We start from the raw sequence: 23,579 nt of genomic DNA, 5'->3' as shown, positions 1-23,579 counted from the left end.
GAAATCCGTCTCAGGCGCCGGGCGCCACCGCGATCGCCGACAGGGTGAGGTGCTCCGGCAGGGCGGCGTCCGGCACCGGCACGGCCCGGATCCCGGCCGGGAGCACGCCGCCGAGCAGGTCCAGGAAGTCTCCCGACGCGGCGATCTCGATCTCGGCCGCCTTGGCCTGGGTCTCGATCCGCGCCAGGGCGTTCATCGCCGGGCCCAGCACCGTGTACTCGGCCCGCACGCCGTCGTCGAAGACCCCGACCAGCAGGTCGCCCGCGTGCAGGGCGACCACGACCCGCAGGGGGAACAGATTCTCCCGGGCGCGGGCCGCGTTGAGCGCGGCGATCCGGTCGCGGATCGACAGGGCGCAGGCGAGCGCCGCGCGCGCCTGGACGTCGGGATGGCCGACGACGAACTGCACCAGCACCGCGTCGCCGATATACTTGTCGACGAGGCCGCCCTGCTCCGCCACCGCCGCCTGGGCCGCCGCCCGGACCCCCAGCAGGGCCGTCACCATGGCCTCGGGCGGGTGCTCGCGGGAGAGCCGCGAGAAGCCGCGGATGTCGAGGATCATCAGGCAGGCGTGGCGCCGGTGGATGCCGAGGCCGGAATCGCCGTCGTCGGCGGCGAGGTCGAGGGCGACCGTGTCGGGCACGAAGCGGGCGAGCTGGGTCCGCTCGTGCTCCATGCGCAGGGCCCGCACCACCGCGGCGCGCAGGCGGACCATGCCGTCGACCACCAGGAGGCCCGCCGCCATGAAGGTGGCGAGCCCGGTGAGCTGCGCGGTCGGGAAGGTGTCGGCGTTCGGGAACAGGTCCGGATGGATCAGGCCGACCAGGAAGGCCGCGCTCCAGCAGACGGTGACGAGCCCGCAGAACAGCAGGGTCTGCGCCACCCGCATGCTCAGGCCGGTCTGGAGCAGGAGCAGGAAGGCGGGCAGGCGGCTCACCGCGTCGGCGCCGAGCCCCGCCCCGCCGCCGGCCAGCATGTGCTCGATGATCACGTAGACGGCGAGCCCGGCATTGAGGCCGGTGCCGGCCCAGCTGTAGGCGCTGGCCGCGGGGCCGCCGCCCCGCTCCCGCAGCCCGAACCAGATCGTGCCGAGGCCGTACAGGCCGAGGATGAACCAGTGGCTCAGGGCGTGCAGAGAGCCGTCATAGGCCTGGGCCGCCATCAGCAGCACCAGCACGATCACCACCCGGAGGCCGAGCAGGCGCAGGCCGCCGCCGGCCTGCATGGTCCGCAGCACCGCCTCGTCGTCCGATCCGGGATCCGCCCGGCCCTCGGCAGGAGCCCGCGCGGGCCGCAGCGCGGAGAGCGTCGGGTTGCCGGCGCTGCCCGAGGCCATCAACCGCCCCGGCCGAGGCGCCGGGCCGCCGCGAAGCGGTTGAGGAAGCGCGGCTCCTTCTCGGGGGCGATCCGGATCGCGAGGTGCAGGGTGCCGTCGGCCTCCGACCGGCGGTCGAGGATCTCGGCGTTCTCGTAGAGCCAGTTCAGCGCCGCCCCGTCCTCCGGCGGCAGCGCCACCGCGAAGCTCGCGCGGTTGCGCCCGATCCGCGCCTCGATCCGGGCCGACAGCGCGGCGAGCCCCTCCCCGGTCACCGCCGAGACCAGGACCGGCGCGGCGCTGTCGCGGTCGTTGCGGGCCCTGGCCTGGCCGCTGAGGTTCAGGAGCCGCGCGCGCTCGTCGTCGTCGAGCAGGTCGGCCTTGTTCCAGACCTCGATGATCCGGTCGGTGCTGGTCTCGATGCCGAGCTCGCGCAGGACCTCGCCGACATCCTCGGCCTGGGCCTCGGAATCGACGTGGGCGACGTCCCGCACGTGGAGCAGCACGTCGGCCTCGATGGCGTCCTCGAGCGTCGCCCGGAAGGCCGCGATCAGGGGCGTCGGCAGGTCGGAGATGAAGCCCACCGTGTCCGACAGGATCACGGTCTCGCCGTGGGGCAGCTTGGTCGCCCGCGCGGTGGGGTCGAGGGTCGCGAACAGCATGTCCTTGGCGGTGACCTCGGCCCGGGTCAGGGCGTTGAACAGGCTCGACTTCCCGGCGTTCGTGTAGCCGACGAGCGCGACGATCGGGTACGGCACACGGGCCCGGCTCTGCCGGTGCAGGCCGCGGGTGCGCACCACCGCGTCGAGGTCGCGCTCGATCCGGGTCATGCGCTCCTGGATCATGCGCCGGTCGGCCTCGATCTGGGTCTCGCCGGGGCCGCCCAGGAAGCCGAAGCCGCCGCGCTGGCGCTCCAGGTGGGTCCAGGAGCGGACGAGGCGGGACTTCTGGTAGGCGAGGTGGGCGTGCTCGACCTGCAGCGTGCCCTCGCGCGTGGAGGCGCGGCGCCCGAAGATCTCCAGGATCAGGCCGGTGCGGTCGATGACCTTGGCGCCCCAGGCCTTCTCGAGGTTGCGCTGCTGCACCGGCGACAGGGCGCAGTCCATCACGACGAGGCCGATCTCGCGGGCGCGGATCAGGCCGGCGATCTCCTCGACCCGGCCCTTGCCGAGATAGGTGGAGGGCCGGATCCGCGGCAGGCTGACGGCGAGGCTCTCGACCACGTCGAGCTCGATCGCGGCGGCGAGCCCGGTCGCCTCGTCGAGGCGGGCCTCCACGGAGCGCGACGGCGCGGCCGGTCCGGGGCCGGCCCCCGCCGCGCCGCGGGCGAGGTAGGGGCCGATCACCAGGGTGTGGGTCGCCGCGGCGATCTCGCCCTCGGGGGCGGCCTGCGCCTGGAGGCGGGCTTCGCCGGACGTCAGCGTTTCGGTCATACGGCCTTCGGCGCCGCCGCCCCGGGCGACGGCTTCGTTGGAGAGGTCGGAGTGTCAGAATGGGGATGCGGGCGGGCCGGGCCAAGATGCCGGCCGTCAACGGGCACAGATATCCGTCGGCGGGCGGGGTCTCCGCCCTCCCCCCGCCGCGGCCGCGCCGGTCGCGCGGCGTCGCCCGCGCGGCGCATCGGGCCTCCGACCCGCCCGATCCCCGGCTTCCGGCCCGCTAGGCGCCGGGGCCGCCGGCCCTCACGCCTTCTCGGCGGTCTCGTCCGGCTCGAACAGCTGCACCGGGTGGCCCGGCATGATCGTGGAGATCGCGTGCTTGTAGACCAGCTGCGAGTGCCCGTCCCGGCGCAGCAGCACGCAGAAATTGTCGAACCACGTCACCACGCCCTGCAGCTTGACGCCGTTGACGAGGAAGATGGTCAGCGGAATCTTGTTCTTGCGGACATGGTTGAGAAAGGTGTCCTGAAGGTTCTGTGCGCGTTCGCCCGCCATCTTCTTGGCCTTCTTGTTGTCCCGGCTCGCTCGGTCCGGGAGGAGTATGCCGCGGGCCGGATCGTCCGATCATCCGGTCCAGGGCCGTGTATACCAACACCATGACGACGTGAAAGCGTGGGTGCAAGCAACCCCCGTTCCAGCCGATCCGTGACGGATCGGCCCCGCCCTCAACGCGCGCGCCGGCGCCGCGGCCTCACGGGCCGATGCCGAGAGACTTCAACTTGCGGTGCAGGGCCGAGCGCTCCATGCCGATGAACTCGGCGGTGCGGGAGATGTTGCCCGAGAACCGCGCGATCTGCGCCACGAGGTACTCGCGCTCGAAGATCTCGCGGGCCTCCCGGAGCGCGAGGCTCATCAGCTTCTCGCCGCCCGCGCCGCCCGGCGTCGTCGGCACCAGGGCGCCGATCTCGGAGGGCAGCATCTCCGAGGTGACCTCCTGCTCCGGGTCGGCCTGGGTCAGGATCATCAGCCGCTCGACGTTGTTCTTGAGCTGGCGCACGTTTCCCGGCCAGTTGTGCGACTGCAGCACCGCCATGGCGTCCTCGGCGATCCGGCGCTTGGGCAGCCCGGTCTGGGACGAGATGTTGTCCATGAAGAACTGGATCAGCTCGGGCACGTCCTCCCGGCGCTCCGACAGGGCCGGGACCCGGATCGGCACCACCGACAGGCGGTGGAACAGGTCCTCGCGGAAGCGGCCGGCGGCGATCTCCTCCTGAAGGTCCCGGGAGGACGAGGAGATGATGCGGACATCGACGTGGACCCGCGTCGTGCCGCCGACCCGCTGGAAGTTCTGGTCGACGAGGACGCGCAGGATCCGGTTCTGGGTCTCCCGCGGCATGTCGGCGACCTCGTCGAGGTAGAGGGTGCCGCCGTGGGCCTCCTCCAGGGCGCCGACCCGCCGGCCGCTCTCGCCCTCGACCCCGAACAGCTCGGCCTCCATGGTCTCGGGCAGGATCGCCGCCGCGTTGAGGAGCACGAACGGGCCGTTCGAGCGGGCCGAGGCCTTGTGCAGGCTGCGCGCCGCGAGTTCCTTGCCGGCGCCCAGCGCCCCGGTGATCATCACCCGGGCGTTCGTCGGCGCCACCCGGTCGAGGGTCTGGCGCAGCTGGTTGATGGCGAGCGACGTGCCGACGATGCGGTTGGTGGCGCCGGAGCGCGCCGTCAGGTCGCGGACCTCGCGCCGGAGCCGGGAGGCCTCCAGCGCCCGCTCGGCCACCAGGATCAGCCGGTCGGCCTTGAACGGCTTCTCGATGAAGTCGTAGGCGCCCGCCTTGATGGCCGAGACCGCGGTCTCGATGTTGCCGTGGCCCGAGATCATCACCACCGGCAGGTCGGGGTTCGCGGCCTTGATCAGGTCGAGCACCTGCAGGCCGTCGAGCCGGGAGCCCTGCAGCCAGATGTCGAGGAAGACGAGGTGCGGCCGGCGCGCCTCGATGGCGGCGAGCGCCTCGTCCGAGCCGCCGGCCGTGCGGCAGCGGTGGCCCTCGTCGTCCAGGATCCCGGCGACGAGGTCGCGGATGTCGGCCTCGTCGTCGACGATCAGGATATCGGCGCTCATGCGTGCATCTCCGCGATCCGGGGGGCCGTCGGCGCGGCGCCCTTCTCCTCTGTCGTGACGGGACTGGTCTCAGGGGCCGCCGCCGCCGGCTCGGGCCCGTGCTCGCGCGGGACCCGCATCCGGACCTGGCCGCCGCGGCCGGCGGGATTGTCGTTCAGCTCGATCCCGCCGCCGTGCTCCTCGAGCACCTTGCTGACGATAGCAAGCCCCAGCCCGGTTCCACCCTCGCGGGTGGTCATGTAGGGCTCGAGCAGGCGCTGGCGCCCCTCGGCCGGGAATCCCTTGCCGTTGTCGGTGACGGCGATCACCGCGAACCCGTCCTCGACAGCGAGGTTCAGGCTGATCTTGCCCTTGCCGAGCTCGGCCTCCGGCACCTCGGCCACCGCCTCGACGGCGTTCTTGAGGATGTTGGTGATCACCTGGCTGAGCAGCCTGATGTCGAAGGCCGCCACGATCTTCTCCGCACTGCCCGCGCCGCCCTGGGCCGAGAACGCGAAGTCGATGTCCGGGTGCGCGACCCGCATCATGAACAGGTTCTGCTTGGCGATCTCGGTGAGGTCGTTCGGCGCGATGGCGGGCTTCGGCATCCGCGCGAAGGCCGAGAACTCGTCGACCATGCGCTTGATCTCGTCCACCTGGCGCACGATCGTGGCGGTGCACTGGTCGAACACCTCCTTGTCGGCGGTGATGACCTTCCCGTACTTGCGGCGGATCCGCTCGGCGGAGAGCTGGATCGGGGTCAGCGGGTTCTTGATCTCGTGGGCGATGCGGCGCGCCACGTCGCCCCAGGCGGAGCTGCGCTGCGCCTGGACGAGGTCGGTGATGTCGTCGAGCGTCACCACCGAGCCGCGGGACGCCCCCTGCGCCTGCTCGCTCGTGACCCGCACCGTGATGGTGCGCTCGCCCCGGGACCGGGTGAGCTGGACCTGCTGCTGCTGCAGGCTGCGCGGGCGCGCCTCGCTCTCGGCCAGCACCGGCGCGAGCTCCGGCACCGCGCGGGCCAGCGGCTCTCCGACCAGGGCGTCGCTCGCGAGGTCGAGCATCCGCTCGGCGGCGGGGTTGGCGATGGTGACGAAGCCCGCCGCGTCGAGGCCGATCACCCCGGGCGAGACCCCCGACAGCACGGCCTCGGTGAAGCGGCGGCGGGTGTCGATCAGGTCGCTCGCGGCGATCAGGCCGGCGTGCTGGCGGCGCAGCTCCTGGGTCATCTTGTTGAAGCTCTCGCCCAGGTGGGCGAGGTCGCCGCTGGTCTTCTTGGTCGGCACCTGGGCGTAGAAATTGCCCGACGCCACCTGGTCGGCGGCGTTGATCAGCCGCCGGATCGGCGCCACGAACCGGTTGGCGAAGTTCATGCCGAACCAGACGGCCGAGAGCAGCGCGATCAGCGCGATCAGCAGGAACACCGACGCGAAGGTGATCTGGATCGAGCGGCGCAGCGAATCGTAGGTGAGGTACTCGGCCGCCGCTGCCCGGGACACGCCCGGGAACTCGATGGCGAGCTGGCTCACCTCCCGCTGCACCATCAGCACGGCGTCGTCGTAGGCCGGCATGCGCAGCAGCGCGGCGAAGACCCGGCCCTCGGTGGGCAGGAGGCAGATCGGATCGGCGGAGTTCGCCGCGTCCTCGAAGGCCGCCGCCGAGGGCAGGCGGTTCGTCTTCAGGACGTCGATCTTGGCCCGGGCCACCACCTCGGTGGGGCCGCGCATGATCTGCGCCACCGGCAGGCCGAGATTGGTCGCCCGGGTGGTCAGGAAGGTCTGGAACCAGTCCCGGTTCACGTCGAAGTTCGGCCGGGCCCGGGTGAGGTCGTCGGCGAGGATGCGGATCTCGCGGGCGAGGCTCTGGCACTGGTTCTCCTGGTAGGCGTCGGCCACCTCCACGGATTTCAGCACCACGTCCCGGACCCGGTCGGTGAAGCCGAGCGACAGGCCCCGGTCGATCGTCACCGAGGCGACCACTGCGAGCAGGATCGTCGGCAGGATCGCGATCAGCGAGAACAGGCCGACGATGCGGGTGTGCAGGCGCGCCACCGCGGCGTTGGCCTTGCGGGCGTGCAGGAAGACCCGCGCCTCCCAGGCGATGATGACCGCGAGGCCGAGCACCAGGGCGGCGTTGATGGCCAGCAGCGTCACGCCGTAGGCCGGCGTCGGCGTCACCCGGATCACCCCGGCCAGGATCAGGAAGGTCGCGAGCGCCGAGACCAGGGCGGTGATCACCATGGCGGCGCCGATCCAGCCGGGACCGCGCGGGCCCGGCCGCAGCGATTCCGCCAGGGGCGTGCCGGACGGCTGGGACGCCTCGGGGCCCGCGGGCGTGCCCGCGTCCCGCTGATCCGCGGCCGGCTGGACAGCGTCCTGCTGGACGGCGTCCTGCTGGCCCGCGTCCTGGCCCGCCCCGTCGGCACCCCTCTCGGGGACCGACGCGGGGCCTTCCTCTGTCCGTGAGCGTCTCAGGAACGGCATGACTGGTGCAGGGCCACAACAGTGTGGCGGAATTAATACGAATCCGGGCGTCCGGGCGGCGGATCGGCGGCGCGATCCGCCGCACGCGGGCGGCCTTGACCCCGCCCCGCCCCGCCCGTACCCCCGGTCGCGGAGGCGAACGGGGTCTGGTGGCCCTCCTGGTCTTCAAAACCAGTGGTACGCCAACAGCGTACGGTGGGTTCGATTCCCATCCGCTTCCGCCACGCTTCAGACAATCGAAACCGATGAACCAGTGTTCGCCGATATTCAGGGGACACGTACGATTAAATTCGCGATACTGCTTTATCGGAACTGTGGGGGTGCCGGCTCGTTTCCCGCGATCGATCCCGCACGGGTGCCCGCGTGAAGAACCGATCCGCCGCCACCGTCCCGTTCCCGCCGGCCGCGGCCGGCCGCGCGCGCTGAGGCCGGCCATGCTGGACAGACTCGTCACGCTCCTCCCGCCCGGCGCCCGCGAGGCGCTGCGAACCCTCGCGGCGCGCCGGCCCGTGCGACTTCCCCCGCGTCGGCCGGGCGCCGAGGCCACGATCCTGCCGGGGCTCGACGCGCGGCCCGCCCCGATGGCGCCGCTGCACCCGCCCGCCGCCATCAACGACAATCCCCTCCAGGCCCTCCACGACGCCGTCGAGCGGGACCTGCGCGCCAGCGGCCACCTGCGCTGAGCGCGGGCCGCGCGGCCGACCGTCAGCGCTTGGCCGGTGCGGGGCCTTCGGGAATCGTCCCGGGCGCGATCCAGTGGCAGGCCGTGGTGCCGCGCACGGCGGCGCAGTCGTAGCTCGCGCCGCCCAGCGTCACCTTGTCGACGATGCCGGCGAGGTCCGTGCGCGCCAGTGCCGCGCAGCCGAGATGGTCCGCCTTGGGGTCGGCCAAGTGCGCCGCGGCCGCCGCCGCACCGTCGCGCATCAGCATGCGGTAATTGGCCAGCGACGGGCAGCCGATCACCGGCGGCCCGGCCCGCCGGTCCGGGACGCTCCTGTCGGGGCGGGGCGCGCGGGGCGCCTGCTGGGCCTGGACCGGCGCCGCGCCGAGGCCGAGGGCCAGCGCGACGAGGACGGCGTCGGGGAGGAGGCGGCGTGTCATGGGCCGCTCGTAGCACGGCGCGTCCGGTGTTGCGCATCCACCGCGCCGCTACGCTCAGCCCCCCGGCCGGCCCCCTCACCCGGCCCCCTCGCCCGGCCGCCGCAGACCTGCGGCGGATTCGGGGCTCGCCTGCGGATGTTCAGGCTTGACCGCGGGCCCGCCATTTGCGAGCGCCGCGCAGGAACGGAGGACGGGCCATGACGACGGAAATCGACAGCGACCAGAGACTGCACTTGGTGTTCGGCGGTGAATTGCAGGATCTCGACGGGGTCCGGTTCCGGGACATCAAGAACCTCGACATCGTCGGCATCTTCCCGGACTACGCCACCGCCCAGGCCGCGTGGCGGGCCAAGGCCCAGGCCACCGTCGACAGCGCGCAGACGCGCTACTTCGTGGTGCACCTGCACCGACTGCTGGAGCCGCCGGCCCCCTGAGGGGACCGGGCGCGCGGGGATCCGAACCCGGGTCCGGGGCCGGGTCCGCCGCGCGCGTCCGCGGTGAGAGCGGGGTAAGAGCGCGGTGAGGGCGCGGCCGTGAAGGCATTGTGACACTTCCGGCCCGCTGCTAAGAGCCTCGCCCGTCATCGGATCGTTCCGGCTCCTCGGGAGACCGGTCTGAACAAGAGCGGCGGGAGGTCCGGCCGCGAGCGAGCGGCCGCCCATGAAATCCTCGATCAAGATCATCGCCGGGAATGCCAGCCGGCCCCTGGCCGAGGCGATCGCGGCCTATCTCGAATTGCCGCTCGCCAAGTGCATGGTCCGGCGCTTCGCCGACATGGAGATCTTCGTCGAGCTCCAGGAGAACGTGCGCGGCGAGGACGTGTTCATCGTCCAGTCGACCTCGTTCCCGGCGAACGACCACCTGATGGAGCTGCTGATCATGATCGACGCCGCGCGCCGGTCCTCGGCCCGGCGCATCACGGCGGTGATCCCGTATTTCGGCTACGCGCGGCAGGACCGGCGCACCTCCGGCCGCACCCCGATCTCGGCCAAGCTGGTGGCGAACCTGATCACGGAGGCCGGCGCCGACCGCGTCCTGACCCTCGACCTCCACGCCGGCCAGATCCAGGGCTTCTTCGACATCCCCACCGACAACCTGTTCGCCGCCCCCGTGATGGTGCGCGACATCAAGGAGCGGCTGCCGAGCGCCGACCGGATGGTGGTCTCGCCGGACGTCGGCGGCGTGGTCCGGGCGCGCGCCATCGCCAAGCGGATCGACTGCCCGCTCGCCATCGTCGACAAGCGCCGCGAGCGCCCCGGCGAGTCCGAGGTGATGAACATCATCGGCGAGGTCGAGGGCCGCTCCTGCATCCTCGTGGACGACATCGTCGATTCGGGCGGCACCCTGGTCAACGCCGCCGAGGCCCTGCTCAACGCCGGCGCCAAGGACGTCTCGGCCTACATCACGCACGGCGTCCTGTCGGGCGGCGCGGTCTCCCGCATCGCCGCCTCGCGGATGAAGGAGCTGGTGATCACCGACTCGATCCAGCCGACCCAGGCCGTCAAGCTCGCCCGCAACATCCGGGTGGCGACGATCGCGCCGCTGCTCGGCGAGGCGATCGGCCGGACCGCGACCGAATCCAGCGTCTCCAGCCTGTTCGACTGACGGCGCCGTCCGGCCGATTCCGGCCGGTCCTGAGGCGCCCCGCCCCTACCGGCCCGACACCCAGCCGCCCCGGTTGCCGGTCTCGGTGCCCGGCGCGGTGAGCACCAGGACCGTGCGGCCCGGCAGCGGCACGGCGGTCCCGGCCGCGATCGCCGGCGCGCCGGGGGTGCGGGCGCCCGCGGGCTCGCCCGTGTCGAAGGCCGGCGTCCACGGGCCGCCGATCACCGGGGCGAGGCGGAAGCTGACGGCCTCCGCCCCGGCATTGAACAGCATCAGCAGGCGCTCGCCCGGGTCGCCGTCGTTGCCGATCTGCATGCCGAACACCTGGAGCCCGTCGTCGGACCAGTGCCGGACCTCCATCTCGATGCCCTCGGGGGAGAGCCAGTGCACGTCGCGCAGGGGCTCGTCGGGGTCGATCAGCGCGCCCGTGAAGAAGCGCCGCCGCCGCAGGGCCGGTTGGGCCCGGCGCAGGGCCAGCAGGTTGGCCACGAAGTCCGTGAGGGCCGGATCCGGATCGACGCTCCAGTCCATCCAGCTCGTCGGGTTGTCCTGGGCGTAGGCGTTGTTGTTGCCGCCCTGGCTGCGGGAGCGCTCGTCGCCCATGAGCAGCATCGGGACGCCCTGGGCCAGCATCACCGTCGCCAGCATGTTGCGCTTCTGGCGGGCGCGCAGGGCGAGGATCGCCGCGTCGTCGGTGTCGCCCTCGACGCCGTAGTTGCGGCTGACGTTGTGGTTATGGCCGTCGCGGTTGTCCTCGCCGTTGGCCTCGTTGTGCTTCTCCTCGTACGACACCGTGTCGGCGAGCGTGTAGCCGTCGTGGCTGGCGATGAAGTTGACGCTGGCCAGCGGCGAGCGCCCGGACGGGGCGAACACCTCGCGCGAGCCGGTCAGCCCCTGCGTGACCTTGGCGAGCGTGGCGGAATCGCCCTTCCAGAAGCCCCGGGCGGCGTCGCGGAACTTGTCGTTCCACTCGCTCCAGCCGCGCGGGTAGCCGCCGAGCTGGTAGCCGCCCTCCCCGACATCCCACGGCTCGGCCACCATCTTGACCCGCGCCAGCACCGGGTCCTGCGCCACGGCCTGGAAGAACGCCGCCTGCGGGGTGAAGGCGAAGGGCGCGCGCCCGAGGCTCGAGGCGAGGTCGAAGCGGAAGCCCGCGATGCCGTAGGCGGTGACCCAGTGGCGCAGCGAATCGAGCACGAGCTGCATCACCCGCGGGTGGCTCGCGTCGAAGGTGTTGCCGCAGCCGGTGCAGTCGCGGTTGCGGCGCGGGTCGGCGGGGTCGAGCTTGTAGTAGCTGGCGTTGTCGATGCCGCGGAACGACAGGGTCGGGCCGGTATGGTCGCCCTCGGCGGTGTGGTTGTAGACCACGTCGAGCCAAGTCTCGATCCCGGCGGCGTTCAGCTCCCGGATCGCCGCCTTCAGGCCGCCGAGGCCGCCCTCCCCCAGGTAGCGCGGCTCCGGGGCGAAGTAGCCCAGGGGCTGATAGCCCCAGAAATTGACGAGCCCCTTCTCCACCAGGAAGCGGTCGTCCGCGAAGGCCTGGATCGGCAGCAGCTCCAGGGCGGTGACACCGAGCTTGACGAGATGCTCGATGATCGCCGGGTGGGCGAGCGCCCCGTAGGTGCCGCGCTCCGCCTCGGGAATGTCGGGATGGGTGCGGGTCAGCGCCTTGACGTGCGCCTCGTACACCACCGTCTCGGCGAGCGGCCGGCGGACCGGGTTGAGGGCGAGGTCGGGCACCTCCGGCGCGGTGACCACGCAGCGCGGCATGTAGACCGCGCTGTCGCGCCGGTCGATCCGGTCCTCGCGCCCGCCGCCCCGGCGGTGGCCGTAGAGCGCGTCGTGCCAGCGGATCCGGCCGCGGATCTCCCGCGCGTAGGGGTCGAGGACGAGCTTCGAGGCGTTGAACCGGTGGCCCGCCGCCGGGTCCCAGGGGCCGTGCACCCGGTAGCCGTAGAGCTGGCCCGGCAGCACGCCGCGCAGGTAGCCGTGCCAGACGTCGTCGGTCCGGCAGGGCAGCCGCACCGTGCGGGTCTCGTGCCGCTCCCCCGGCTCGAACAGGCAGATGTCGACCGCGGTGGCGTGCTCGGAGAACAGGGCGAAGTTGACGCCGCGCCCGTCGAAATGGGCGCCGAGCGGTGCCGGCACCCCGTCGTCGACGGCGATCATGCGGGGCGTCCGGTCACACGGATGGCGGCGGGCGGGAGCAGCGGGAGGCGCCGGCTATTCGGCGGCCGCGGCGGCGGTGGGCGGCTCGCGCTCGACCGTGCGGAAGTTCTCGAGCTCCGCCAGGAAGTTGCGCGCCCACCAGTCGACGTCCTCGCGGGTCATGCGCTCGACCATCGGCTTCCAGCGCGCCAGCCGCTCGGCCTTCGGCATGTAGAGGGCCGCGCGGATCGCCTCGGCGACCTCGAACCGGTCGTAGGGGTTGATCAGCAGCGCCTCGGGCAGCTGCCGGGCGGCGCCGGCGAATTTCGACAGGACCAGCACCCCCGGATCGTCCTCGCTCTGGGCGACGACGTACTCCTTGGCGACGAGGTTCATGCCGTCGCGCATCGGCGTGACGAGCCCGACCCGGGCGGCCCGGTAGAGGCCGGCCAGCACCGGTCGCGGATAGGCCTTGGTGATGTACTGGATCGGCGTCCAGGCCGGGTCGCCGAGCGAGCCGTTGATCTCGCCGACCTTCTCGTTCACCTCGCGGGCGAGCTGCTCGTATTCCGGCACCTCGCTGCGGGATTTCGGCGTGATCTGGATGTAGGTGACGTTGCCGCGCTGGTCGGGATTCGAGGCGAAGAAGCTCTCCACCGCCTCCATCCGCTCGGGCACGCCCTTGGAATAGTCGAGCCGGTCGACGCCGATCAGCAGCTTGCGGGTGCGCAGGCCCGCGATGGTCTCGCGCACGACCTTGTTGGAATTGGCCTTCTCGGCGGCCTCCTTGAAGCCCGCGACGTCGATGCCGATCGGGAAGGCACGGATCCGGGTCCGGCGGCCGTCAACCATCAGCGAGCCGCCGCCGAGCGGGATCGCCCGCTGGGTATCGACGAGGTTGCGCTGCAGGTTCTGGACGTCCGCCTCGGTCTGCAGGCCGATCAGGTCGTAGTCGACGATGGCGCGCAGGAGCTCGCCGCTCGCCGGCAGCGAGTTGAACACGTCGGCGGCGGGCCAGGGGATGTGGTGGAAGTAGCCGATCGGATTGTCGAGCCCGAGTCCGCGCAGCTCGGCGGCGAGCGGCAGCAGGTGGTAATCGTGGACCCAGATGATGTCGTCGGGCTCGACCAGCTTGGCCAGCGCCCGCGCGAAGGTCCGGTTCACGCGGCTGTAGCCGGCATAGTCCGAGCGCGAGAAGGCGCCGAGCCCGAGCCGGTAATGCATGATCGGCCACAGGGCGCGATTCGCGAAGCCGGCGTAGTATTCCAGGTGATCCTGCGGCGAGAGGTCGACGACGGCGTACTGGACCCGGCCCCGGTCGATCAGCGTCGGCTCCTCGGACGGCTCGTCCGTGATGGTGCCGCTCCAGCCGAACCACAGACCTTCGTAGGCCGTGAAGGCCTCCTTGACCGCGACGGCGAGGCCGCCCGCCGCCACCGCCTTGCCGCCCTCCTCCGGGACGGCGACGCGGTTCGATACGATCACAAGGCGTGCCACGCGGGTCGGCTCCGGATCAGGGGCGCGGGTCGGGTCGAGGATCTCGCCGCGCCTGCATCGGGACGTCACTACTATGTCAGAACGCGCGGAGGCCCTGCGCGATCCTTTGTCGGTCGTCCCGCAACCCAAGCGTGAAGCCGGGCGCGGGTCAAGTCGAGGCCCTGCCGTTCCGGGACAGGGCGGCTGCTCCGTCCCGGTCGGGCGCCCCGTGCGGGCGTTGTACAAGCGTGGCGGTTCTGGCAGATCTTGCCTGAACGGCGCGTGAGCGGTGCCGCCCGTCGCGCCGGACCCCGCGCACGCATCGGAAGGGCGCACAGGGACCGGAACCCGCGACAGCCGAGTCGGTTACTCAGCCATCGCGGGGCCCGCGGTCGCCGCGAGCGGCCCCGTCCCCGCGCCGCGAGGAGTGTTTTCGAGATGGCCGGCAACGAGTTACCGCAAGGCACCCCCGCGGATCCGATCGCGGATCCGCACCGCGAGGGGCCGCACGCCGCGCCGCACGACGCGCCCCACACCGCCGCGGAGGAGCGCGCGCAGTGGCGGGCCCTCCAGGGCGACGTCGAGGGGCTCGCCGACGTGGCGGCCGAGCGCGGGCGCGGTCTGCTCGACGCGGCCCGGCTGCAGGCGCAGAGCTATGTCGAGCAGCGCAAGAGCGACGCCGCGCAATCGGTCCACGACCTGGCGCAGACGATCCGCAATTCCGGCCGCGATCTCGGCGACAAGCCGAACGTCCGCGCCTTCTTCGACAGCGCCGCGGACGGGCTGGAGCAACTCGGCTCCTCGATCGAGCGCCGCAGCCTCGGCGAGTTCTACAGCGAGGCCGAGTCCTTCGCCCGGCGCGCGCCGGTGGCGGTCGCTGTGGGGACCTTCGTGGCCGGCCTGATCGCCGCCCGCTTCATCAAGTCGTCCAGCCTGCCGCCGGAGGCGCCGGACGGCGACGCCCGCGACAGCTTCCGGGCCTGACGCCATGACCTACGGCTCCGACCCGCGCCAGGCGGGCCCCTCCACGGGTTCCTCCACGGGCCCAGCCACGGGCCCCTCCAGCATCCAGAGCCTGATCGGCGACGCCCTGCGGGAGACCAACGAGCTCGCCCGCAAGGAGATCGCGCTGTTCCGGGCCGAGATGGCCGGCAACGTCCGCCAGCTCATCGTCGGCCTCGCCTGCATGGTCGGCTCGGCGGTGTTCGCCGTGGTCGCCCTGCTGGTCCTGATCGGCGCCTTCGTGAAGTGGCTCGCCACCATCGTAGGCTCCGAGTGGCTCTCGGCCCTGATCGTCGGCGGCGTTCTGCTGCTCCTCGCCCTCGGGATGGCCCTGTGGGCGCGCAGCGTCCTCTCCCTCTCGACCCTGGCCCCGAAGCGCACGACGCGCCAGGTCCGCCAGGATGCCCAAGCCCTCTCGGAGCGCGTGTCCGGATGAGTACGATGAACGACCTCGAGAAGGAGATCGAGGAGAGCCGCGCCCGGCTCGACGATACGATCGACCGCATCCAGGGCCGGCTCTCGGTGCCGAATCTCGTGGACGAGATGCTGGGCAATGCCCGGCGGGTGCCGGCGCTGAACACGACCTACGATTCGGCCCTGGAGGCGGTGCGCCGCAATCCCGTGCCGGTGCTGCTGATCGCGGCGGGCGTCGGCCTGCTGTTCAACCGGATGGCCCGCGACGCCCAGCGCCGCCGCACCGAGGTCTCGGCCGAGCGCGTGCCCACCCTGAACACCGGCGCGGCCCGCGGCTACGACCCCGACCGCCCGACGGTCCGCCCGGCCCGCGATCCGCTGGACACGACCGAGATCTGAGGACCGGACCCGTCCGGGTCCGGCCGGATCCGGGACGAGACACCGTGCCGCCCGGCCGGACGACCGGGCAGACCGGCGCCGAAGGCGGGCCGGCGAGACCGACATCTGAGGACAGCGCCATGACCGACAAGCCGGGTATCCCCTCCAGCACCCCCGAGCAGCTCGCCGCCGCGGCGGGGATGCCGCACGGCGCCGACGACAAGAGCCTGCGGCCGGATCCGGCCGGCCTCGGCGACCCGGGCGCGCCCGGCACCGCCGCGGGCGACTTCACCCTCCGGCCGGATCCGCGCGGCCTGCACGACCCGCTCCGGCCCGGCGCGGCGACGGGCTCGCACGACGCTGCCCATGACACTGCCCAGGACGCTGCCCAGGACGCCGCTTCGGCCGCGAAGGACGGCATCCGGGCGGCGGGCGACCGGGCCACCGAGTTCGCCGGGCAGGCGCGCCGCACCGTCTCGGGCCTCGCCGACGACATCAATGACCGCCTCGGCGGGGCGGCCGATCAGGCGCGCGACCGCGCCACCGCGGCCTACGACGAGGCCCGGGAGCGGGCCGGCGCCCTCCATCGCCGCAACATGCGGGCGCTGGACGACCTGACCAACCAGGGGATCGAGGGGATCAACCGCGGGCGCACCGCCGTCGAGCGCTTCGTCGACGACAACCCGCTCCTCGTCGGCGTCGTCGGCGTGGCCGCCGGCCTGCTCCTCGGCGCGCTGCTGCCGCGCACCCGCCAGGAGGACCGGAGCATCGGTCCCTGGGCCGACGAGGTCCGCGACCAGGGCCTGCGCTACGCCCGCGAGGTGACCAATATCGGCCGCGAGTTCGTCCAGACCGCCCTCGATCCGGACAACCTCAACGCCGCCGCCCGCAAGGTGGTCGATCCGGAGAGCCACACGCCGCCCGCGGGCGAGCGGACGCAGCACAATCTCTGATTCGGTGGCTGAGGCCCCTCCGTGGGACCTCGGTGCCGTCATCCCGGGCGAGGCGACGTGCCCCGGAGTTGCGCGACGTCGAGCAGCGTGGCGCCGCCTGGATTGCTCCGCTCCGCTCGCAGCGACGCGGTGGCCGGATGCTCGCTCCGTCGACCCTTCTGACGGGACGGCGCGTCAGTCCCGATACAGCCCCGCATGCGCCTCGCGGAGCAGATTCTTCTGGACCTTGCCCATCGTGTTGCGCGGCAGCTCGTCCACGAACAGGACGCGCTTGGGGCACTTGAACCGGGCGAGGCGCCCCTCCAGGGCGGCCTGCACGCCGGCCTCGTCCGGGCAGCCGGCGCCGCCCACCACCACCGCGGTGACGGCCTCGCCGAAATCCGGGTGCGCCAGGCCGATCACGGCGGATTCGACCACGCCCGGCAGGGCGTCGATCTCGGTCTCGACCTCCTTCGGGTAGACGTTGAAGCCCCCCGAGATGATCAGGTCCTTGCCGCGCCCGACGATGTGGACGTAGCCCCGGCCGTCGACCTTGCCGAGGTCGCCGGTGATGAAGAACCCGTCGGCCCGAAACTCGGCCGCGGTCTTCTCGGGCATGCGCCAGTAGCCCTGGAACACGTTCGGGCCCTTCACCTCGATCATGCCGACCGCGTCGGGCCCGAGGGCTGCGCCGGTCTCGGGATCGACCACCCGCAGGGACACGCCCGGCAGGGGGAAGCCCACCGTGCCGGCGACCCGGTCCCCCGCGTAGGGGTTCGAGGTGCTCATGTTGGTCTCGGTCATGCCGTAGCGCTCGAGGATGGCGTGGCCGGTGCGGGCCTGCCATTCCCGGTGCGTCTCGGCGAGCAGCGGCGCCGAGCCCGACACGAACAGGCGCATGCCCCGGGCCGCCTCCGGCGTCAGGCCCGGCTCCTTGAGGAGCCGGGTGTAGAAGGTCGGGACGCCCATCAGGGCGGTCGCCCGCGGCATCAGGCTCAGGATCAGCTTCGGGTCGAGCCGGGGCAGGAACAGCATGGAGCCGCCGCTCGCCAGCACCGTGTTGGTCGCCACGAACAGGCCGTGGGTGTGGAACACCGGCAGGGCGTGGATCAGCACGTCGTCGGCGGTGAAGCGCCAGTACGCGACCAGCGTCCGGGCGTTCGACGCGAGGTTGTCGTGGGTCAGCATGGCGCCCTTGGAGCGCCCGGTCGTGCCTGAGGTGTAGAGGATCGCCGCGAGGTCCTCCGGACCCCGGGGCACGTCCGCGAAGGCGGCGCCCGCATCGGCGGCCCGGTCAGCGGCCTCCGCGGCGCTGCCGCCGCCCGCCGCGTCGAGGGTCCAGACCTGCCGGACGCCGGCGGCGGCCTCGGCGAGCGCGTCGCGCCGGCCCGGGTCACAGACGAACACGGTCGGCTCGGCGTCGCCGAGGAAGTAGCCGATCTCCGCCGGGGTGTAGGCGGTGTTGAGCGGCAGGAACACGGCGCCGGCCCGGACCGCGCCGAGATACAGGAAGATCACCTCGGGGCTCTTCTCGACCTGCACGGCCACCCGGTCGCCGGGCGCGACGCCCGCCGCCCGCAGGGCCGCCGCGTAGGCGCCGGAGCGGGCGATCAGGTCCGCGTACGCGTAGCGGCGCCCGTCCGGCGTCTCGATCACGGTCTTGGCGGGATCGGCGGCGCCGTCCCGCACCAGGGAGAAGAGGTGGTTCGTCATCGTGAGGCTGGGCTATCACGGGCTATGAGTCGCGCGCACCCATAGCCGCCCGGAGGCCCCCTCGGCGAGCCCTTTCCGGCGGCGCGTCGTCCGCGCGGTCCGGTGAGTCGCGACGCCTACGCCTCGGCGAGCACCACGGCCCGGGGCGGCGGCAGCTTGGCGCGCAGCTCCCGGGTCACCGCCGGCGCCGCCACCACGGTGCCGAGATTGGCGTAGGTCTCGTGGTTCCGCTCGATGGCCGCGAGGTCGTAGAGGTAGTTGACCATCAGCCCGTGGGACTGCGCCAGCCCCTTCTTGGAGGTGTCGCCCAGGAAGTTGATCCGGTCGAGGCGCGCGCCGTTGCCGAGATGGAACCGGGCCACCGGGTCGAGGGGGCGCCCGCGCTCGTTCTTGGCGCGCAGGAAATAGGCGGCCGCGGCCGGGATCAGCGCCCGGCGCACCGTCTCGGCCCGGGCCTTGTCGGCCGGCCAGGCCGGGTCGTCCAGCGCCCGCAGGGTCTCGACATCCTCGGGCAGCAGGCCCTGCGGGCTGTCGGCCCGGCGCTCCCGCGCCAGCCACGCCGCGAAGCCCGGCACCGGCGAGAGCGTCACGAAGGTCTTGAGCGTGGGGACCTCGCGGGTCAGGTCCTCGACCACCTGCTTGATCAGGAAGTTGCCGAAGGTGACGCCGGCGAGGCCCTTCTGGCAGTTCGAGATCGAGTAGAACACCGCCGTGGTGGCCGCCTGCGGCTGCAGCGGCTTGCGCTCCTGCGACAGGATCGGGGCGATCGCCGGGGCGATCTGGTCGGTGAGCGCCACCTCGACGAAGATCAGCGGCTCGTCGGCGAGCGCCGGGTGGAAGAACGCGAAGCAGCGCCGGTCCGGCGGCTCGATGCGGGCGCGCAGGTCGTCCCAGCCGGAGATGGCGTGGACCGCCTCGTAGCGGATGATCTTCTCCAGGATGTGCGCCGGCGTCGTCCAGTCGATGTGGCGCAGCACGAGGAAGCCGCGGTTGAACCACGACGCGAACAGGTGCTCGAAGTCGCAGTCGAGGCTGTCGACGGCGTCCATCAGGGCGGGGTCGGCCTCGTCGCCGGCGCGCAGGGCCCGGCGCAGGTCGAACAGGTCCTCGCGCATCCGCACGAGGCTGAGCGTGCCGCCGCGGGCGAGGTTGAGGCGGCGAATCAGCTCCTGGCTGCGCGGCTCGGCGGCCTCGTGCAGGCTGCCCAGGCGGGCGCGGGAAGGGGCGGCGCGGTAGGCGGCGATGGCCTCGTCGACGGCGGCGTGGTCCGCGTCGAAGTCGAGGGCGATGGCCCGCAGGAAGGCGTGGCGCTCCGCCTGGCCGAAGCTCGCGTAGCGGTCGAGGATCAGGCGGGCCAGCGCCACCCCGGAGGCCTCGCCGCGCCGGGAGATCAGGTCCTCGCAGAGCTTGACGAGGTCGCCGGCACTCGCCCGGGGCCCGATGTCGCCGCGCCCGATCCCGATCAGGTCGCGGCCGCGCTCGCTGATGGTCTGAAGCAGGTCGCCGAAGAAGGAGATCGCCGCCATGACCTTCGCACTGACCCCCGATGACCCGGATTCGAGACGTGTCCGGTCCCGCGACGCCGGCTCGTCGGTCGGGCGCGGACGGAACGGGATCCGGACGCCGGCGGGCGTCCCGATCCGCCCGCCATTCTACGGCGCCGCGGCCGCCGCGACCAGAGCTTGACCGGTAGCGGACACGGGGCTCCCCGTGTGCGGGCGCGGCACGACCATCGTGTGACGGGGGTGGTGCGACGGATCCGGACGGTCGTCAGAGCCGCTCGGCCACGGTGGCGAGGTCCGCCCGCTCGCGCCAGTCGCCGACGCCGTGCTGGCGGGCGAAGCGCAGCTCCGCGGCGCGGCGGGCGCGCTCGGGATCGCGGGCCCGCGCGATCGCGACCGAGCCGATCGTGAACGGCACCCCGAGGATCTCCTTGGCGAAGTCGACGCGGTAGTTCGGCATCCCGTACTCCCTGCTGCGGCGGCCCGGCGCCGTTCGCACGGAACGAAACCGCCCTCTCGTTCGTAGTCCGGTCCGTAAACCTCGCGAGGCCCGGCGCCCGGCGCATCGGTCGCGGCGCCCGCTGGCATGGGAGCGGCGCCGGCTGCGTCTGTTGCATATGGTGCGCCGCCGGCTCCGGTGAAGGGGCCCGGGGCGTCCCGGCAGGGATGCATCGCCGCAGCTTGCCCGGCGGCGCGCTCCGCCCGTATCGCTCGCCGCTCCGATCGCCCTCCCCACACGGACCCGACCATGGCTCTCCCGCGGCGGCCCACTCGCCTGCCCCCGACCCGGCCGTGACCGCACCCCTCGACGCGAAGGCCCGGCTCGGCCTGACGCTGATCGCCGGCGGGGCCGTGGCCAACATCTACTACAACCAGCCGCTGCTCGGCCTGATCGTGGCCGAGTTCGGCGACCGCGCCGCCCTATGGGTGCCGACCACGGCCCTGGTCGGCTACGGGCTCGGCATCGTCGGGCTCGTGCCGCTCGGCGACGCCCTGCCGCGCCGCGCCCTGATCGTGGGGCAGTGCCTCGGCCTCGCCCTGGCCCTGCTCGCCGTGGGCCTCGCGCCGAACCTCGCCTGCCTCGCGCTCGCCCATCTGGTGGTCGGCGTGCTGTCCTGCGCGGCCCAGCAGGCGGTCCCGTTCGCGGCCGAGCTCGCCCCGGACGCGAGCCGCGGGCGGATCGTCGGCCAGGTCATGACCGGGCTCCTCACCGGCATCCTGCTCGCCCGCACGGCGAGCGGCTTCCTGGGGGCGCATCTCGGCTGGCGGCCGGTCTTCCTGGTCGCCTCCGTGCTGGCGCTCGCCATGGCGGGCATCGCGCGGGCCACCCTCCCCCACACGGTGCAGACGCACCCGCTGCGCTACCGCGCCCTGATGCTGTCGATCCTCCACCTCGCCCGCACGCAGCCGGTGCTGCGCACGGCGAGCCTGTCGCAGGCGCTGCTGTTCGCCGGCTTCAACGCCTTCTGGGCGACCCTAGCCCTGCTGGTCGAGGCGCCGCCCTTCGGCCTCACCGCCGCCGGGGCCGGGCTGTTCGGCGTGATCGGCGTCTGCGGGGCCTTCGTGGCGCCGATCTCGGGCCGCTTCACCGACCGGCGGGGGGCGAAGCCCGTCGTCCTCGGCGGCAGCCTGCTGGTCGCCCTGTCCTTCGTCGTGCTCTGGGTGGGGGGCACGTGGTCGCTCGCCGCGGTGTCGCTCGGCGTGCTGCTCATCGACATCGGCATGAACGGCGCGCTCATCGCCAACCAGACCCGGGCCTACGCGCTGGTCCCGGGCGCGCGGGGCCGCATCAACACCGTGCTGTTCACGACCCTGTTCGTGTTCGGTGCGGTCGGCGCCTATGCCGGCTCGCAGGCCTTCCTGCTCGTCGGCTGGCCGGGCGTCTGCGCGGTCGGCCTCGCCTTCTCGGCGCTGGCCGTGCTCGTGGCGGCCAGCGACCCGCACCCGCCGGGGGCTCGGGCTACCTGAGCACCCGCGACAGCCGGCACCAGCCCGCCCTGTCGGGCGGAAGTCCGAAGCGCAAGCGCTCCGGGCGCCCGGCGAAGCGCCGCACCGCGATGCCGGCCGCCGCCAGCCGCCGGTAGAGGTCCGGCCCGTCGGGGAAATCGGCGGTCCGGAACAGGCAGGTGCCGCCGACGACCCGGCCGCCGGCCCGGGCGATCATCCGGTCGAGACGGCCCGCATCCGCGGCCCTGGCGCGGGCGGCCTCAGCGCGCCAGCCCGCGTCCGACAGGGCCGCGCGCCCGATCGCCAGGGCCGGGCCCGACACCGCCCAGGGGCCGAGCGCCGCGGCGATCCGGGCCGCCGTGCCGGGCTCGGCGACCGCGAAGCCGAGGCGCAGGCCGGCGAGCCCGTAGGTCTTGCCGAAGGAGCGCAGCACCACGGTGCCCGGCGCCGAGTCCGGTGTGGCGACGTGCGGGCACAGGCTCTCCACCGGCTCGAGGTCGGCGAAGGCCTCGTCGGCGACCAGCAGGCCGCCGCGGGCACGCAGTGCCTCGGCCAGCGCCCGGCGCTCGTCCAGGGGATGGGTCCGCCCGTCCGGGTTGTTGGGATCGACGATCACCGCCACCCGGGCCTCGCCGAGGGCGTCGACGCTCGAGACCTCCGCCACCGCGTGCCCGGCCCGCGCCCAGGCGGCGGCGTGCTCGGCGTAGGTCGGACCGACCACCGCGACGCGGGTCGGGGCCAGGAGCCGGGGCAGGGTCTCGATCAGGACCTGCGTGCCGGGCGCGGGCACGACGTGGTCGGCGTCCGGCGCGCCGTAGGCCGCGGCGGCGGCCTCCCGGAGCGCGCGGACCTCGGCGGCCTCGGGCAGGCGCGCCCAGGCGCTGGCCTCCAGCGCGGGCACGGGATAGGGGACCGGGTTGATCCCCGTCGAGAGGTCGAGCCAGGGCTCTGGCGCGTCGGGAAAGGCTTGTCGGAGCCCGCCGAGATCGCCGCCATGCGCGATCGGGGCGGCCTCACGCGCGGGAACGCTCCACACCGAATGGTCCATCTGCCCGGTACGTTCGCCGACACGCTCGCCGTCCTCGCCGTCGCCCTCGGGATCGAGGCGGCGGCCGGCTATCCCGACGCGCTCTACAGGGCGGCCGGTCACCCTGTCACCTGGATCGGCCGGCTGATCACCGCCCTGGAGCGCGGCCTCAACCGCGGCTCGGCGCGCCGGCGGCGGGTCGCCGGCTGCGCCGCGCTGGCGCTGCTCCTCGCCGCGGTCGGCTCGGCCGCCCTCGCCGTCACGGCGCTGGCGGGGCTCGCCGGCCCCCTCCCCGCTCTGCTCCTCCTCGGCCTGCTCGGCGCGAGCCTGCCGGCGCAGCGCAGCCTGCACCAGCACGTCGCCGCCGTGGAGACGGCCCTGCGCGCGGGCGGCCTGGAGGCCGGGCGCCGGGCCGTGGCGATGATCGTGGGGCGCGACCCCGACCGCCTCGACGAGGCGGCTGTCTGCCGGGCCGCGATCGAGAGCCTAGCGGAGAACTTCTCCGACGGGATCGTGGCGCCGGCCTTCTGGATCGGCTGCCTCGGCCTGCCGGGGGGTGCCCTCTACAAGGCGGTCAACACCGCCGACAGCATGATCGGCCACCGCAGCCCGCGCTACGAGGCCTTCGGCTGGGCGGCGGCCCGGCTCGACGACGGCGTGAACCTGCCGGCCTCCCGGCTCGCGGGCCTGCTGATCGCCGGGGCGGCGGCCCTGCGCGGCGCCGACGCGCGCGGGGCGCTCCGGGCCATGGCCCGGGACGCGCGCCGGCACCGCTCGCCCAATGCCGGCTGGCCCGAATCCGCCATGGCGGGGGCGCTCGGCCTGCGGCTCGCGGGGCCGCGGGTCTACGACGGCACCCTCGTCCCGGACGCCCATATGGGCGACGGCCGGGACGCCGCCACGGCCGACGACATCGCCCGGGCGCTGGCCCTCTACCGCACCGCCTGCTGGCTGCAGGGCGGGCTCGTGCTGGCGCTCCTCGCGCTCTGCCTGTCGCTCACCGGCTGAGCCGTCCTCGCGAGCGGAGCGAAGCGCGCCAGGGCCGCGCGACCTCTGAGATCG

At 73.2% G+C, this 23,579-nt stretch carries 21 protein-coding genes and 1 tRNA gene; 10 read left to right on the top strand and 12 right to left on the bottom strand.

What is annotated here, in order from left to right; translation table 11 throughout:
* Nucleotides 1-10 precede the first annotated feature (10 nt).
* From C4T42_RS27105 to C4T42_RS27085, 5 genes are all read right to left on the bottom strand, one after another.
* Nucleotides 11-1,336, bottom strand: a complete 1,326-nt coding sequence (locus C4T42_RS27105) for an adenylate/guanylate cyclase domain-containing protein (protein WP_042672425.1) — start codon at nucleotides 1,334-1,336, stop codon at nucleotides 11-13.
* Nucleotides 1,336-2,748 (bottom strand): GTPase HflX, encoded by a 1,413-nt coding sequence (hflX, locus tag C4T42_RS27100; protein ID WP_020095570.1) that lies wholly within the window; start codon nucleotides 2,746-2,748, stop codon nucleotides 1,336-1,338. The genes C4T42_RS27105 and hflX overlap by 1 nt, the downstream gene beginning before the upstream one ends.
* A gap of 249 nt (nucleotides 2,749-2,997) precedes the next feature.
* A complete protein-coding gene (gene hfq / locus C4T42_RS27095; RefSeq protein WP_007563033.1) occupies nucleotides 2,998-3,249 on the bottom strand; it encodes an RNA chaperone Hfq in 252 nt (83 codons plus the stop codon).
* A 196-nt stretch (nucleotides 3,250-3,445) separates the two neighbouring features.
* The gene (locus C4T42_RS27090) at nucleotides 3,446-4,810 is read right to left on the bottom strand and encodes a sigma-54 dependent transcriptional regulator (protein WP_020095571.1); all 1,365 of its coding nucleotides are present in this window, start codon (nucleotides 4,808-4,810) and stop codon (nucleotides 3,446-3,448) included.
* Nucleotides 4,807-7,272 (bottom strand): PAS domain-containing sensor histidine kinase, encoded by a 2,466-nt coding sequence (locus tag C4T42_RS27085; RefSeq protein WP_103986186.1) that lies wholly within the window; start codon nucleotides 7,270-7,272, stop codon nucleotides 4,807-4,809. The genes C4T42_RS27090 and C4T42_RS27085 overlap by 4 nt, the downstream gene beginning before the upstream one ends.
* Before the next feature lie 131 nt (nucleotides 7,273-7,403).
* On the opposite strand from C4T42_RS27085, the gene C4T42_RS27080 reads away from it, so the two are divergent.
* Nucleotides 7,404-7,496: transfer RNA gene (locus C4T42_RS27080), tRNA-Sec, on the top strand.
* A gap of 210 nt (nucleotides 7,497-7,706) precedes the next feature.
* Entirely contained in the window at nucleotides 7,707-7,955 is a 249-nt protein-coding gene (locus C4T42_RS27075; RefSeq protein ID WP_103986185.1) for a hypothetical protein, read from the top strand.
* A gap of 22 nt (nucleotides 7,956-7,977) precedes the next feature.
* On the opposite strand, the gene C4T42_RS27070 is transcribed toward C4T42_RS27075, so the two are convergent.
* Nucleotides 7,978-8,373 (bottom strand): hypothetical protein, encoded by a 396-nt coding sequence (locus tag C4T42_RS27070; protein ID WP_056524642.1) that lies wholly within the window; start codon nucleotides 8,371-8,373, stop codon nucleotides 7,978-7,980.
* Between the two features lie 197 nt (nucleotides 8,374-8,570).
* On the opposite strand from C4T42_RS27070, the gene C4T42_RS27065 reads away from it, so the two are divergent.
* Nucleotides 8,571-8,807: a DUF4170 domain-containing protein gene (locus tag C4T42_RS27065; RefSeq protein ID WP_020095575.1), complete on the top strand. Its 237-nt coding sequence runs from the start codon at nucleotides 8,571-8,573 to the stop codon at nucleotides 8,805-8,807.
* Between the two features lie 226 nt (nucleotides 8,808-9,033).
* Nucleotides 9,034-9,978 carry a ribose-phosphate pyrophosphokinase gene (locus tag C4T42_RS27060; protein ID WP_012318471.1) on the top strand — a complete coding sequence of 315 codons (945 nt, stop codon included), beginning with the start codon at nucleotides 9,034-9,036 and terminating at the stop codon, nucleotides 9,976-9,978.
* Between the two features lie 45 nt (nucleotides 9,979-10,023).
* Here the strand turns inward: C4T42_RS27060 and glgX are convergent, their stop codons facing one another.
* Complete coding sequence (glgX, locus tag C4T42_RS27055) at nucleotides 10,024-12,147, bottom strand: glycogen debranching protein GlgX (protein ID WP_103986184.1); 2,124 nt, start codon at nucleotides 12,145-12,147, stop codon at nucleotides 10,024-10,026.
* A 54-nt stretch (nucleotides 12,148-12,201) separates the two neighbouring features.
* Nucleotides 12,202-13,623 (bottom strand): trehalose-6-phosphate synthase, encoded by a 1,422-nt coding sequence (locus tag C4T42_RS27050; protein ID WP_042672419.1) that lies wholly within the window; start codon nucleotides 13,621-13,623, stop codon nucleotides 12,202-12,204.
* 417 nt (nucleotides 13,624-14,040) lie between these two features.
* Between C4T42_RS27050 and C4T42_RS27045 the strand changes: the two genes are divergently transcribed.
* The 4 genes from C4T42_RS27045 to C4T42_RS27030 all read left to right on the top strand — a co-directional run bounded on the left by C4T42_RS27045 (nucleotide 14,041) and on the right by C4T42_RS27030 (nucleotide 16,349).
* Complete coding sequence (locus C4T42_RS27045) at nucleotides 14,041-14,586, top strand: hypothetical protein (RefSeq protein WP_082557795.1); 546 nt, start codon at nucleotides 14,041-14,043, stop codon at nucleotides 14,584-14,586.
* A 4-nt stretch (nucleotides 14,587-14,590) separates the two neighbouring features.
* Nucleotides 14,591-15,040, top strand: a complete 450-nt coding sequence (locus C4T42_RS27040; RefSeq protein ID WP_170855257.1) for a phage holin family protein — start codon at nucleotides 14,591-14,593, stop codon at nucleotides 15,038-15,040.
* A 5-nt stretch (nucleotides 15,041-15,045) separates the two neighbouring features.
* Entirely contained in the window at nucleotides 15,046-15,417 is a 372-nt protein-coding gene (locus C4T42_RS27035) for a DUF3618 domain-containing protein (protein ID WP_020095580.1), read from the top strand.
* Between the two features lie 119 nt (nucleotides 15,418-15,536).
* Entirely contained in the window at nucleotides 15,537-16,349 is an 813-nt protein-coding gene (locus tag C4T42_RS27030; RefSeq protein WP_103986183.1) for a hypothetical protein, read from the top strand.
* Between the two features lie 174 nt (nucleotides 16,350-16,523).
* Here C4T42_RS27030 and C4T42_RS27025 read toward each other — a convergent pair whose 3' ends face one another.
* The 3 genes from C4T42_RS27025 to C4T42_RS27015 form a co-directional block, all read right to left on the bottom strand.
* Nucleotides 16,524-18,041 (bottom strand): malonyl-CoA synthase, encoded by a 1,518-nt coding sequence (locus C4T42_RS27025; protein WP_020095582.1) that lies wholly within the window; start codon nucleotides 18,039-18,041, stop codon nucleotides 16,524-16,526.
* 116 nt (nucleotides 18,042-18,157) lie between these two features.
* Nucleotides 18,158-19,567, bottom strand: coding sequence for a malonyl-CoA decarboxylase (locus tag C4T42_RS27020; RefSeq protein WP_056524651.1), 1,410 nt, complete (start codon nucleotides 19,565-19,567; stop codon nucleotides 18,158-18,160).
* Nucleotides 19,568-19,811: 244 nt separating this feature from the next.
* A complete protein-coding gene (locus tag C4T42_RS27015; RefSeq protein WP_012318462.1) occupies nucleotides 19,812-20,003 on the bottom strand; it encodes a hypothetical protein in 192 nt (63 codons plus the stop codon).
* 332 nt (nucleotides 20,004-20,335) lie between these two features.
* Here C4T42_RS27015 and C4T42_RS27010 point away from each other — a divergent pair, with 332 nt between their 5' ends.
* Nucleotides 20,336-21,511 (top strand): MFS transporter, encoded by a 1,176-nt coding sequence (locus tag C4T42_RS27010; protein ID WP_100253352.1) that lies wholly within the window; start codon nucleotides 20,336-20,338, stop codon nucleotides 21,509-21,511.
* On the opposite strand, the gene cobD is transcribed toward C4T42_RS27010, so the two are convergent.
* Nucleotides 21,504-22,538 carry a threonine-phosphate decarboxylase CobD gene (gene cobD, locus C4T42_RS27005; RefSeq protein WP_103986182.1) on the bottom strand — a complete coding sequence of 345 codons (1,035 nt, stop codon included), beginning with the start codon at nucleotides 22,536-22,538 and terminating at the stop codon, nucleotides 21,504-21,506. The genes C4T42_RS27010 and cobD overlap by 8 nt on opposite strands.
* On the opposite strand from cobD, the gene cbiB reads away from it, so the two are divergent.
* The gene (gene cbiB, locus C4T42_RS27000) at nucleotides 22,530-23,525 is read left to right on the top strand and encodes an adenosylcobinamide-phosphate synthase CbiB (protein ID WP_103986181.1); all 996 of its coding nucleotides are present in this window, start codon (nucleotides 22,530-22,532) and stop codon (nucleotides 23,523-23,525) included. The two genes, cobD and cbiB, sit on opposite strands and share 9 nt — an antisense overlap.
* The last annotated feature ends 54 nt before the right edge of the window (nucleotides 23,526-23,579 follow it).

Origin of the sequence: Methylobacterium sp. 190mf (genome assembly GCF_900107945.1) — a bacterium.
GTDB lineage: Bacteria > Pseudomonadota > Alphaproteobacteria > Rhizobiales > Beijerinckiaceae > Methylobacterium.
The sequence above is the reverse complement of the archived record's forward strand: the minus strand, read 5'-3'. Positions and strand labels throughout refer to the sequence as shown.